At 38.8% G+C, this 12,091-nt stretch carries 11 protein-coding genes; 7 read left to right on the top strand and 4 right to left on the bottom strand.

From position 1 onward, the window contains the following. The first annotated feature begins 2,025 nt into the window (after positions 1-2,025). Both MMU07_RS16115 and MMU07_RS16110 read left to right on the top strand, forming a co-directional pair. Entirely contained in the window at positions 2,026-3,060 is a 1,035-nt protein-coding gene (locus tag MMU07_RS16115) for a ParM/StbA family protein (protein WP_241127209.1), read from the top strand. Positions 3,061-3,063: 3 nt separating this feature from the next. After that, positions 3,064-3,633, top strand: a complete 570-nt coding sequence (locus tag MMU07_RS16110; RefSeq protein WP_241127207.1) for a bactofilin family protein — start codon at positions 3,064-3,066, stop codon at positions 3,631-3,633. A 223-nt stretch (positions 3,634-3,856) separates the two neighbouring features. On the opposite strand, the gene MMU07_RS16105 is transcribed toward MMU07_RS16110, so the two are convergent. Continuing rightward, on the bottom strand, positions 3,857-6,136 hold the full coding sequence (locus MMU07_RS16105; protein ID WP_241127205.1) for a helix-turn-helix domain-containing protein: 2,280 nt from the start codon (positions 6,134-6,136) through the stop codon (positions 3,857-3,859). 238 nt (positions 6,137-6,374) lie between these two features. Between MMU07_RS16105 and MMU07_RS16100 the strand changes: the two genes are divergently transcribed. The 5 genes from MMU07_RS16100 to MMU07_RS16080 all read left to right on the top strand — a co-directional run bounded on the left by MMU07_RS16100 (position 6,375) and on the right by MMU07_RS16080 (position 10,845). Continuing rightward, entirely contained in the window at positions 6,375-7,079 is a 705-nt protein-coding gene (locus MMU07_RS16100) for an SDR family oxidoreductase (protein ID WP_241127201.1), read from the top strand. Between the two features lie 5 nt (positions 7,080-7,084). Further along, entirely contained in the window at positions 7,085-9,064 is a 1,980-nt protein-coding gene (ispG, locus tag MMU07_RS16095; RefSeq protein WP_241127199.1) for a (E)-4-hydroxy-3-methylbut-2-enyl-diphosphate synthase, read from the top strand. 181 nt (positions 9,065-9,245) lie between these two features. Further along, on the top strand, positions 9,246-9,437 hold the full coding sequence (locus tag MMU07_RS16090) for a DUF6728 family protein (RefSeq protein WP_241127191.1): 192 nt from the start codon (positions 9,246-9,248) through the stop codon (positions 9,435-9,437). Between the two features lie 95 nt (positions 9,438-9,532). After that, complete coding sequence (locus MMU07_RS16085; RefSeq protein ID WP_241127189.1) at positions 9,533-9,886, top strand: MmcQ/YjbR family DNA-binding protein; 354 nt, start codon at positions 9,533-9,535, stop codon at positions 9,884-9,886. Beyond that, positions 9,883-10,845 (top strand): ABC transporter ATP-binding protein, encoded by a 963-nt coding sequence (locus tag MMU07_RS16080; protein ID WP_241127186.1) that lies wholly within the window; start codon positions 9,883-9,885, stop codon positions 10,843-10,845. The genes MMU07_RS16085 and MMU07_RS16080 overlap by 4 nt, the downstream gene beginning before the upstream one ends. 29 nt (positions 10,846-10,874) lie before the next feature. On the opposite strand, the gene MMU07_RS16075 is transcribed toward MMU07_RS16080, so the two are convergent. The 3 genes from MMU07_RS16075 to MMU07_RS16065 all read right to left on the bottom strand — a co-directional run bounded on the left by MMU07_RS16075 (position 10,875) and on the right by MMU07_RS16065 (position 12,075). Further along, on the bottom strand, positions 10,875-11,072 hold the full coding sequence (locus tag MMU07_RS16075) for a type II toxin-antitoxin system HicB family antitoxin (protein WP_241127184.1): 198 nt from the start codon (positions 11,070-11,072) through the stop codon (positions 10,875-10,877). Positions 11,073-11,202: 130 nt separating this feature from the next. Further along, positions 11,203-11,727 carry an FKBP-type peptidyl-prolyl cis-trans isomerase gene (locus MMU07_RS16070; protein ID WP_241127182.1) on the bottom strand — a complete coding sequence of 175 codons (525 nt, stop codon included), beginning with the start codon at positions 11,725-11,727 and terminating at the stop codon, positions 11,203-11,205. Positions 11,728-11,754: 27 nt separating this feature from the next. Continuing rightward, entirely contained in the window at positions 11,755-12,075 is a 321-nt protein-coding gene (locus MMU07_RS16065) for a hypothetical protein (RefSeq protein WP_241127180.1), read from the bottom strand. Positions 12,076-12,091: the final 16 nt, after the last annotated feature.

Genomic DNA, 12,091 nt, shown 5'->3' with positions numbered 1-12,091 from the left:
GCGGATAAGCCCCGCCAAAGCCGGGCAGGCCCGCAGCGCAGGTGGTACCGGTACGCCACGGCGCACGGGAGAGTAGGGCCGCCGCCACATTATTGAGACCCTCAGATTTACTTCTGAGGGTCTTTTTGCTTTTAGGACCCAACGCGATCCTACAGACCACAGGATTTTCCTGAACAACAAAGAAACAAAGGGGACAAAGGGAGGATTCCATTACTGTAATGATATCAATCCGCCTCTTGCTGCCCCGATCTGCCGGGGCGGATAAGCCCCGCCAAAGCCGGGCAGGCCCGCAGCGCCGGTGGTACCGGTACGCCACGGCGCACGGGAGAGTAGGCCGCCGCCACATTATTCAGACCCTCAGATAATCCCCGGGAGTCTTTTTGCGTTTAGGGCTTACCACCAATTCTGAGGATCACAGAATTTTTCAGAACAACAAAGGAACAAAGATTACAAAGACTTAAAAGACCACCGTATAGTCGCCTCCACCTACGATCCCTGTCTATGTTTAAAATGGCAATGGCCTATGTGTTGATTCATTCTTCACCTTTCTGTTTAGTAGAATTTATAATTCAAATAACCAAAAATTACCTTTCGTTTGAGCCTTTAGTTAAATAGTCTAATTGCATCCCGATTCTATCCTGGACGGAGGGATAAAAGGGTGGAAAAGGCGGTTGGAAATGACCCCTTAGGATCATTTTTTGTTATGGACTTGGTGTATGTAAGGTAAATCCTACTTAGTCACCCAACAATTTTGACACAATACTTAGCCTGCGAATAGAGGCGATAAAAAGTACGGTTAAAGAAAAATTTTTCAAAATAACTTATCATTGAGAATACCAAAAATCGGAAAACACAGAAAAAGCTATGAAAGTAAATTCACTAATGATTTCAACAATGTCATTTTTTGGGCTATTTTTTTACTTCTTTTAATTTATTTTAAAGATCTGCTTGGATTCACATAGTCTAACCATTCCTAGTTAGGTAACTATCAAAGGTTTCTTGGTCGAACATACCCATCACAAGTCTTCTAAATCCTAATGTTCAATATTACGGTTATTCTGATTCTTATTTATTTTTTTAAATTTCAATTCCATAAATAAAGGAATTTTCAATCTCTACTTCAGTGTCAAATGTTAAGGTATTAGTGTGTCAGGCAGAAAACCCTACTGAGTTTTATCTCAAATTTGAAAGAGTGTAATTGATTTTTTTAGCAGGCAAAAGCGCTACATTATTTACAAAAAAGTGCAAAAAATTAAAATATTTACACATTTGATTCAATTTTGTTTCAAGTGAATTTAACTTTGATTTTACTGCTATGATTTATTTACCACTTTAAGTTTATTCTTTTAAATATTATTGGATTGATGTTAAGTTATTCAATGCAGTTGACTCAATAAAACCTTAGCCATTTTGCAAATACAGGATTCTTACTACAGCTTAACGGATTTGGTTGGAATGTTAGTCTCTCGTAACTATGTTTAAATTAGCGGCAATGCATATTATTCATTTATAATAAAAATAAAGAATGATTAATAAGTATCTATTTCTTCTTCTCCTGACCATTTTCCAGACACCCGTTTTTTCTAGTACCATAGATCAGGCAGTTAATCACGGAGATGACAAATTAGTTTTTTATGACCCAATGGTTTTATTGCAAGCGCCTGAATTATTGGTTCAAATAAATAGCTTAAGTAATAGTGGCAAATACACTAAAAATAATAGCCTTTACAGTTCATGTGTTGCTTCAATTTCTGTACTCTTTGATATTTTAATGACTTTGCTTTGTTCCTATATCTTTTTTTTAGTTCCAAAATTAAGAAAGGAATACAAACTAAATATTGAACCGTTCTCCGATTATATATATGAATTTTCAATCTACAGGCAAAATTTCATGGAGAATGATATAAAAAAAAGAAAAGATAGGTTATTGATGAACAAATAAAGGATGAAAGGAAGTAATCCGGTCACACAGGGTTTATACCCCTGTTTGAACATAGGTAAAAAAAAGTATTTAATATATTGTATATGAATAATTTAGAAATAGAACAAATCCCAAGTGTATTTGAAAGTAATAATGCAGAGTTGAGATTCGTCTCCAAAGATTTTATCAACGGCCTTAAAATTACACACAATAATATTGATTATATCGTTGGTAATTTGGCGCTTAATGAAGGTGTTTCCCCTCACCGGAATATAAATAGTGCTCCTGATGAACTTGACTATAATTTGTTGTTAAAGGCTGGTTTGTTGATAGGGTCTCAAAAACTTGGAAATCCAATTACAGTGACTACAGGGTTTCCTTTTTCAACTTACCAATTGTATAAAAATGATGCTAAATCCAATATTGCCAAAGAGCATATGATTGAATTTGATTCGTCTACATTTTCAAACGGATCTAAAAGAAAAACGATGGTTGAGGTTGATATTGCCAATGTTATGCCTGAAGTTGTTGGATGTGCATTGGCTTTGAGAAAACAAAATGTGGCATCCGGAAATTTTTTTATGGTTAGTTTGGGTTATGGTACTTTCGAAGCCATAGTAAGCACTGCAGATGGTGGATTGGTACAGCGTTCTGCAATATCGACTTATGGATTAAGGTATGCGATCAATCTAATGCAGGTAGAGTTATCAAAGAATTATTACCTGGATTTAAAGAATGAGCATCAGCTAGATACTGCTTTTAGAAATTCTTTCATTTTTTTAAACAGGAAAAGAGTAGATCTAAAAGAATTAAAAAAACTTGTACTTAAGCAATATTATGATGACATAGTTTCTCCTGCATTGAGGAAAGCTTTTGATGACAGCGATTTTTCAAAAGCTTCTAAGATGTTCCTTGCGGGAGGGGGTGCTTTTTATGAGGATTTGGTCGAATATTTCAAATTAGAGTTTGACGGAATAGTAGATGTCGTTGTCCCCGAAAATGCTGCATATCTTGCTGCAATCGGTTATTGCTATAACAGTTTGGCCTCTAACGGTGGAGATGAGAGCAGAGCAGTTGGAATTGATATAGGAAATGCTACAACAGTTATTGCAAGTTTTTCTAAGGACATAAAAATCTAAATTATGTTTTCGAAAAGAGAGAAGGATTATAGTTCTGTTATCAATCAAGTTACGATCATAGGTAAAGATGTTCAATTTGTTGGGGATCTAAAAACCAAGGATGATATTAGAGTTGAAGGAAATATTACTGGTTGTATTATTTCAGATTCTAGGGTCATTATTGGAATTGGAGCGCATGTTTTGGGATCAGTAGAGGGTGAAAGTGTTGATGTCTTAGGGGTTGTTATTGGAGATATAAAGTCTAAAACGTATGTCAGTATTGGTTCCTCTGCAGTTGTCGAGGGCGACCTGGATACCGAAACCATCATAATGGAATCAGGCGCAAAAGTCTATGGTTATGTTATGGCTCAGGGAAAAGGAAAAGGCAATGTGCCTTTTTCCAAAAAAATCCCTAATAATGAACTTTCAAGATTGTCATTGGGTAAGAATAATAGCAATTGTGAAAATCATGACAACAGCACTGATTTATTGGATACGATTTCCCAGAAAGTATACAATAACTCTCATAAATCCAATGAAACAGAAAGCAATAACTTAATCAATATAAAGAATGACCAAAATGGATTTTGGTAATGTTTTTAAATCCTTTTGCTTTAGATTTTCATTCTCTTTTTTTTGATCAAGTTTGATCAAACCATTATTTTGAAAATTGACGAATTAAGATACAGGAGTATTGGATCCTGTATCTTTTTTTTACTAAAAACGTGATGTATTCCTTCCATATCTGGGCGCACGCAAACAAAACCCATATTTGAATTAAATTTCATGGCAAATTGAAGGGTTAAACAAGTGGTTTTTAATTTTCATCTTTCCTCTTTTCCACATAGTTTGCAACCATTTTCAATGTTCCATAGTCATATTTTGCCGGGAATTCCTGTCGGACTAAGGCAATATCTCCATTCTTGGATTTTATCAAATCACTTATTTCGTGTATTTCTTCCTCACTCATATGTGAATGAATGGATACTTTCCCTTCCGCTATTCCTTTGGCCAAATGACTCCTTATGGTAGACTCTGCAAGGCCACGTTCTTCGGCGATTTCATTAATAGACTTTCCTGTTCTGCTCAGTTTATAGGTAATTTCATATGTTTCTCCTTTTTCCATTTTGAGTTTTGCTCCCCCTTTTTCTTTCTTTTTTCTCCCTGTTTTGTTAGTAGCAAACTTTGGATTATCCTTAGCAGCCTGTTTTGCTGCCTGTGCCAAAGAAAGACGAAGGTGTATAAGCTCTTGGTTTACCTTGTCCATTTTTCCGATTTCCTCACCATTGAGAATTGCGGGAATTAAAAAAGTTACTTTTTTCACTTCAGTTAATTTCTTAAATATCATCAACTCAATTTCTGAAATTCCTTCCAAATAGCCCTTACTTCTCGTAAAACGTTCTACCTCTCCCGCGTGGATCAGTAGCTTTTTGAGGCTTTCTTGAAGCAATTTGGCATAGTATAAGCTTCCTTTTTCCAACCTTACCAAAAGTTTTTCTTCGTCGTTTATTTGTAGGATTTGCAGGAGTTGGCGTTGAAATTTATACGTGTTTTCGTTTTCCTGAAGAATTCCTTCATAGATTTCTGAAACAGCTTTTTGCATTTCCGGATCTTCAAACTCCGTACTTCCACCAAAGTCCTTGTTGAAAACTGTGATAGCTTGAAGGATTTCACCAAATTCAAAAGTGCTTTCCAAAAGCTTTGTCATATACTTCTTTTGATGGATGGAGAGCAGTCTCTCCAAAGGCTCTTGATCTTGTGTTGTCTGGGTAAAGTTGACTACATCCCGGTCACTGTTGATGACATGGGATTGGATGCGGGTACGCAAGGTAAGCCCATCCAAACCGCGCAACCTACTCAAGGCCACATATACTTGGCCCGGAGCAAAAGCCTGCCCTACATCAATGATGGCCTGGTCAAAGGTCAATCCTTGGCTTTTGTGTACTGTAACAGCCCAAGCAAGCTTAATAGGATACTGCTCAAAAGTCCCGATCACATCCTCTTCAAGCTCCTTGGTTTCCTCGTTGACTTTATACTTTTTGTTCTCCCAAATTTCTTTCCGCAACTTGTATTCTATCGAACTGTCAGCCAAACGGACCATTATTTCGTCTCCGTCGATGGTTTTGACAGTAGCCATTTTTCCATTAAAATATTCTGAAAAACCGCTTGTATCATTTTTGATAAACATGATCTGGGCACCTTCTTTTAGCTCCAAGACCTTTGGTATGGGATAAAGGCTTTCCGGAAAATCCTTTTCAATCACCGCCTCAAAAGTATGGGATTTGGTTTTGAGCGCTGCCAATTCCTTTTGGTTGTGTTCTTCAGCTTTATAATTGTGTGTGGTGATGATAATAGTGTCTCTTAAGTTTTTGATTTCCTCCTCTGTTTTATAAAAGGTGTTCAAAAAAGCGATATCTGCTGCGGTGGCTTCGTTGTCGCGGAGATGATTCAGAATCGTGATGAATTTCTCGTCCTTTTGTCGGAAGATTTTGTCCAATTCCAAATAAACCATTCCTGATTGGCGAATCGCTTGGGATTCAAAAAAATGCATGCTTTTGTAAAATTTGTTCAGGACCTGCCATTCGTGGTCCTTCACAATAGGGGGCAATTGAAACAAATCCCCAATCATCAGGACCTGGATCCCGCCAAAAGGCTCTTCAAAATTTCTTTTTACACTGCGCATCCGGTAATCAATCGCATCGAGAATATCCGCCCTCAGCATGCTGACCTCATCGATGATGATCAGATCCACAGCTTTCAGGACCTTTTTTCTTGCCATATTTAAGGGATGTCTCCTGCCTAAAGTAAATTGAGTGAAGAAATTACCACTGTTGGAGAAATTACCCTCAGGCTCTCGGGTGGGAAGAAATGTCCCAAAAGGAAGTAAAAACTGGGAATGTATGGTGACTCCTTTGGCATGTAGAGCCGCGATACCGGTCGGAGCAAGAATCACAAAGCGCTTGTGTGTAAGGTCAGCAAGCTTTCTGAGAAATGTGGTTTTGCCTGTTCCGGCCTTTCCCGTCAAAAATATAGGGCTATTGGTGCTGTTCACAAAGTGTGCTGCCAATTCCAACCTGTCTGTAATCTGATTATCCATATTGCTAAAAATAAGAACAAAAAACCTATAGCACCCGGGAATAAACGTTTAAGTTCGCAAAGTTTTTAAAAAAATGTAACTTTGTTTCCAATAGATAGTTGTTATACTAACTATTGAAATACTAAGTAAACCCCATGGGTCAAATTTGGAATTGAAGAAGGGTTGCTTGTCAAACTAAAGCCCAATTCTTATTCCAATAGAATAATCACCATCAAATTTATTTCAATTAAAAAGCATAATGTCAAAAAGCATATTGGTTACGGGAGGTACAAAAGGAATTGGGCGCGCTATTATTGAGAAGTTTGGCGCAGAAGGTTTTGATGTTTTTACTTGTGCACGTCATTTAGGAGATTTGGAAAATTTGAAGCGTGATTTTGAATCCCAATTTCCCGGTCAGAATATCCATATTTTTTCTGCAGACCTTTCCAAAAAGGAAGAAGTACATGCATTTTCTGAATTTGTGAAAAAAATAACTTTCCCGGATGTTATCATTAATAACACTGGTGTTTTTTATCCCGGTTCTATCCATTCTGAGCCGGATGGTAATTTTGAACTGATGATGCAGACCAATCTTTTCTCCGCCTATTACCTAACTAGGGCATTTACTTCCGAAATGATGGCTAGGAAATCAGGGCATATCTTTTCGATCGGTTCCATAGCCGGATTGACTGCTTATGCCAACGGCGGGAGCTATGCAATATCCAAATGGGCAATGTTGGGTTTTACAAAATGCCTGAGAGAAGAATTAAAAAATTATAATATCAAAGTGACCTCGGTATTGCCAGGCGCTACCTATACGGCAAGTTGGGAAGGAGTGGATATTCCTGAAGAGCGTTTTATGAAATCCGATGATATTGCCGAATCTGTATGGGCAGCCTATAACCTTTCGCCTTATTCTGTTGTTGAAGAAATAGTGATCAGACCCCAATTAGGAGACTTATGACCGGTATGGAAACCAAATTAGTATTGGAAAAAATCAAATATTGCAATAGCCTTACGGCATATTCCCGTAGGAAAACCATCCCTGTCAAGGTGGGTGATGTGGTCATTGGAGGTGATAATCCCATCGTGGTGCAGTCAATGACTACAGTGGATACGATGGATACCTTGGGTTCTGTAGAGCAATGTATCAGAATGATAGAAAGCGGTTGTCAGCTGATCCGAATCACTGCACCTAGCATGAAGGAGGCTGAAAATCTCCAAAACATCAAAAACGAGCTTAAGAAAAGGGGTTACAATACTCCTTTGGTCGCTGATATCCATTTTACCCCCAATGCAGCCGAAATCGCTGCAAAAATCGTGGAAAAAGTGCGGATCAATCCGGGAAACTATGCTGATAAAAAGAAATTTGAGGTCATAGAATATACTGACGAAAGCTATCAGGAAGAATTGGACCGCATCAGGGAAAGATTTCTTCCCCTAGTCAAAATCTGTAAAGAATACGGAACCGCCATGCGTATAGGAACCAACCACGGTTCGCTTTCAGACAGGATTATGAGCCGTTATGGTGACACTCCACTCGGAATGGTAGAATCTGCTTTGGAGTTTTTGAGGATTTGTGAAGATGAGAATTACCATGATATTGTCATTTCAATGAAATCTTCCAATACCCAAGTCATGGTGCAGGCTTACAGGTTATTGGTGCAGAAGTTGGATGAAGGTGGATTTAAGCCATATCCCCTGCATTTGGGAGTGACCGAGGCAGGAGATGGGGAAGACGGAAGAATCAAGTCTGCTGTAGGGATTGGGACTTTGTTGGAAGATGGATTAGGAGATACCGTGCGTGTTTCGTTGACAGAAGATCCGGAGTTTGAAGCGCCCGTTGCAAAGTCTTTGGTGGACCGATACGACGAGAGAAATGGTCATACACCGATTGAGGAGCTACATCACTTTCCCATCACACCTTTTGAACACAATAAAAGAGATACGATAGAGGTTTTTAACTTTGGTGGCAGCAATGTTCCTAGGGTGATTGCAGATATTTCTGCAGTAGCCAACATCACTGAAAAGGAAATGAAGAACATCGGACACTTCTACTTGCCTGAGTTGGACAAATGGAAAATGAACGATCAGGGTGCCGATTACGTCTTTTCAGGCGCCAATCCAATTCCATTCATGTTGCCAAATGGGATGAAGGAGGTTCAATATTTTAACAATTGGCTACATTCAGAAGATCAGGTCAATAAGTTTCCTGCTTTTACACTTCCTGAATTTAAGATAGCGACAAATTTCCATTATGGATTGAATTTTCTGATGCTTTCAGACTTGGAAATATATGATGCTCTTCCGTTTTTGGAAGGTAGAAAAGATGTCGTCGTTATTTTGCAGAGTGACAATCCGCATAAAATGGCCGCTCTCCGTCGGGCTTTTATTTCCTTGATGGAAAACCATTGCTTGGCTCCGGTGGTTGTAATGGTAAATTATCCCGTTCAAGACTCAGACAAAACTATGCTTTATGCTGCAACGGACGTAGGTGGCTTGTTGGTCGATGGTTTGGGCGAAGGTATCATGTTGGGAATCGGAGCCTATGAAGGCCGTGAGAGAGAGCAGATTTTGGCTCAGATCAAATTACAAAATTCTATAGGCTTTGGTGTACTTCAGGCTGCCAGAACCAGGATGTCCAAGACAGAATATATTTCCTGCCCTTCATGTGGAAGGACTTTATTCGATCTTCAGGAAACCACAGCTATGATCCGCAAAAGGACAGACCACCTTAAAGGTGTCAAAATCGGTATCATGGGATGTATAGTCAACGGTCCCGGTGAAATGGCAGATGCTGATTTCGGGTATGTGGGTTCAGGAAAAGGAAAAATAACCTTATACAAAGGGAAAGAAGTAGTAAAAAAATCTGTTCCTTCCGAAAGGGCTGTAGACGAACTGATTGAAATCATCCGGAAAGACGGAATGTGGATCGAACCGGAGGTTTGATACAGTGGTCAGAAAACAGTGTTCAATTCTTAATCCAGTGAAATTTTGAGATATGTTTTGAAAAATCAATTTCACGTGGTGGACAATAAACTGTGGTCTGTTGACTTATTTATAAATACTTACATCAATACGGTCGGATTCACACCTATAACTCAATAACCAATTTCTAAAAACCATAAATATGTCAAACAGCAGATTAAAAGAGTTTTTTAAACTAGGGGAAATCGGGCATTATTTTATCCGGGTTTTTCAGAAACCTGATCCCAACAAACCATCCAATTTCAATCTCCGAATGATGCATGGCATCAATAAGATTTCTATTCTGATGTTTTTGGCCGCCATCATCGTTTATATTTTTAAACGCTGCACTTAAACCAATCTGCCATTTTTTTCCTTTTACTTCTTCCTCATTACTTTTTACCTTTACCCAAATAACCAATAACCGATCAACCACTACCTCTATTTCCCATGAACATTACCTTTTTTAGGGAATATTGTCTGTCCAAATCGGGAGCTTCCGAGGATACGCCTTTCGATGAAAATACCCTATGCTTCAAGGTGGGAGGAAAGATTTTTGCCATCATTGACATTGAGCTTTTTGAAAGTGTCAACCTCAAATGTGATCCTGAAAGGGCCGTTGAACTCCGGGAAAAACACCGTGGGATTGTGCCCGGATACCATATGAACAAGAAGCATTGGAATACGGTAATGTTTGATGGGTCAGTTTCGGATAAGTTGATTTTAGAATTGGTTGACCATTCCTATGATTTGATTTTGAATAGCTTACCGAAGAAAAACAGAGAAAGTATCCTAATGCCATGAGCTACCTCAAAATCGATTCCATCCAAAAAAGCTTTCAGGAAGGGCTGCCTATAATCAAAAATTTTTCATTGGAAATCCCAAAAGGCCAAATCATTTCCTTGGTGGGCGAGAGCGGTTCAGGTAAAAGTACCTTGCTGAGAATCATTGCCGGTCAGGAAAGCAGGAATGAAGGTGAAGTATTTCTCAATGGTGTCAGAGTTCAAAATCCGAAAGAGCAACTAGTACCAGGAATAGACGAAATCCAATTGGTCTATCAGGACTATCATCTCTATCCCAAATCAACTGTCGAGGAGAATATCTTGAGACCTTTGTTGCTTTTTGATAAAAAATACAAGGAAAGCAGGCTGGAAATGCTGTTGGAAATGTTGGGGTTGAAGGCGTTTAGAGACAAATTACCAAGGCATCTTTCAGGAGGACAGCAGCAGAAAGTAGCGATCGGAAGGGCATTGAGTGTGGAGCCGCAGGTGTTGTTGTTGGATGAACCGTTTTCAAGTTTGGATACCATACAGCGGCGGGAATTGATCATGGAACTGAAGATCATGTTTCAGGATATTGGAGTCACCGTAATTTTTGTTACCCATGACTTGGATGATGCGCTGCAGATGACCAATGACTTGGTGATCATGCAAAAAGGAAAACTGATCCAAAAAGGCCATCCTGAGGAGATTTTTTCCAAACCAAAAAACCTGTACGCAGCAAAGCTTTTCAGTCATTTGAATCCCCTTCCCAATAAAGAAAAAACCTATATCCGGCCTTCAGATGTTCAATTATTCAAGACAAGCGGCATTCCTGCCAAAATTATAGAGAGGCAATATCTGGTGCATTATAACCAGTTGATGGTAAAACTGACTGACGGAACAGTGTGGAAAATTGAGGATAAAAAGAGGCTTTTTTCAGAAGGAGAAAAAGTATTTTTGAAATGGGAGAAAGGAAAAGAGATTTCCTTTTCCAAAGCTTAAGGCTTTGGAAAAGATAAAATATAATCTTATTAACTCTGAAAGACCTTTTGGATTTCCTCTGCAGTCATTTCTTCCAAACACAATTCAATGACTTCTTTTAGATTGACCTGCAGTTCATCGAGAGTTTTTGCCTGAGTATGGGCTCCCGGGAGATTTGGAACTATCCCTATATAAAGGTCGGATTCTTTGTCTTTTTCAATTTGTTCAGTGAATTGGTACGATTTCATAGAAGAACAGTTTTGAGTTTAAAATAAGTGATTTTTCTTAAATTATCCTGAATAATAATCAACAGATTGATTTAGAAAATAATCATTACCAAAGTTTTGAACTTTGGTAATGATCCATTTATAACATTACTCAATGCTGATGTCCGTGGTCTCCGCGGACATGACCGTGGTCAAGTTCTTCAGGAGTTGCTTCCCTTACCTCAAATACTTCCCCGTCAAAATGGAGGTCAAAACCCACCAAAGGATGGTTGAAGTCCAATAATATTTCTGACCCAAGATCTTTTAATACTTTTGCCTGCATGGGATAGCCATTTTCATCCACAAGGGGAAGAAAATTTCCTTCTTCCAACATCTCCGGCTCGAATCCTGCCGCGGCTGAAAACTGGTCTTTGGGCAATGCCATGATCATTTCATCGTCAGGTTCACCGTAAGCATCTTGGGCGGAGATGGTGAAGCTGAAACTTTCACCTTGGCTTTTTCCGGCCAACAGTTCTTCAAATTTTTCCGGCAATCCACTAAATCCAAATATGAAGTAAAAAGGGTCTTCATGGTCTCGGACTTCCACACTGAAGGGAACTGACTCTATTTCGTCTTCTTCTTTGCTGACTTTAAGTTCGTAGGTCAGCCCTACCACTGTGTTTTTTACTATTTCCATGATAAAGGATTTAATTTCATTTTTAACTTACTTGATGGCGCCATTGATCATGACTGCCAATATGCTAAGCATGCTGAGGACAAAACATCCAAAAACCCATCCCCATTTTTGCTTATATGTCAACAGAATGGAAGCAATGAATATCGAACCGAAAACCAGGCCAAAAACTAACAATACTTTCAGATATATTTCTTTGGAAGCATGAAAGTACGGGACTTCGGTTTTTTCAACGGCTTGCAAAACCAATTCCTCGCCAAGCATCTTGTAACCTATCCACTCCCTCCAATAGGAATATGAAAATATTCCTGAGGATGCGATGGCAGCAAAAGCGACAAAGAACCGGTTCATGGGGAAATAGTTAATG

The sequence above is a fragment of the Cognataquiflexum nitidum genome (assembly GCF_022538055.1).
Taxonomy (GTDB): domain Bacteria; phylum Bacteroidota; class Bacteroidia; order Cytophagales; family Cyclobacteriaceae; genus Cognataquiflexum; species Cognataquiflexum nitidum.
Note: the sequence above shows the minus strand (reverse complement) of the source record. Positions and strands in the feature narration are given on the sequence as shown.

Bases quoted from the DNA above. Each gene is read 5' to 3' on its own strand.
- ispG (WP_241127199.1), top strand. From the start codon at position 7,085: ATGGAAACCAAATTAGTATTGGAAAAAATCAAATATTGCAATAGCCTT.
- MMU07_RS16090 (WP_241127191.1), top strand. From the start codon at position 9,246: ATGTCAAACAGCAGATTAAAAGAGTTTTTTAAACTAGGGGAAATCGGG.
- MMU07_RS16070 (WP_241127182.1), bottom strand. From the start codon at position 11,727: ATGGAAATAGTAAAAAACACAGTGGTAGGGCTGACCTACGAACTTAAA.
- MMU07_RS16080 (WP_241127186.1), top strand. From the start codon at position 9,883: ATGAGCTACCTCAAAATCGATTCCATCCAAAAAAGCTTTCAGGAAGGG.
- MMU07_RS16105 (WP_241127205.1), bottom strand. From the start codon at position 6,136: ATGGATAATCAGATTACAGACAGGTTGGAATTGGCAGCACACTTTGTG.
- MMU07_RS16065 (WP_241127180.1), bottom strand. From the start codon at position 12,075: ATGAACCGGTTCTTTGTCGCTTTTGCTGCCATCGCATCCTCAGGAATA.
- MMU07_RS16085 (WP_241127189.1), top strand. From the start codon at position 9,533: ATGAACATTACCTTTTTTAGGGAATATTGTCTGTCCAAATCGGGAGCT.
- MMU07_RS16115 (WP_241127209.1), top strand. From the start codon at position 2,026: ATGAATAATTTAGAAATAGAACAAATCCCAAGTGTATTTGAAAGTAAT.
- MMU07_RS16110 (WP_241127207.1), top strand. From the start codon at position 3,064: ATGTTTTCGAAAAGAGAGAAGGATTATAGTTCTGTTATCAATCAAGTT.
- MMU07_RS16100 (WP_241127201.1), top strand. From the start codon at position 6,375: ATGTCAAAAAGCATATTGGTTACGGGAGGTACAAAAGGAATTGGGCGC.
- MMU07_RS16075 (WP_241127184.1), bottom strand. From the start codon at position 11,072: ATGAAATCGTACCAATTCACTGAACAAATTGAAAAAGACAAAGAATCC.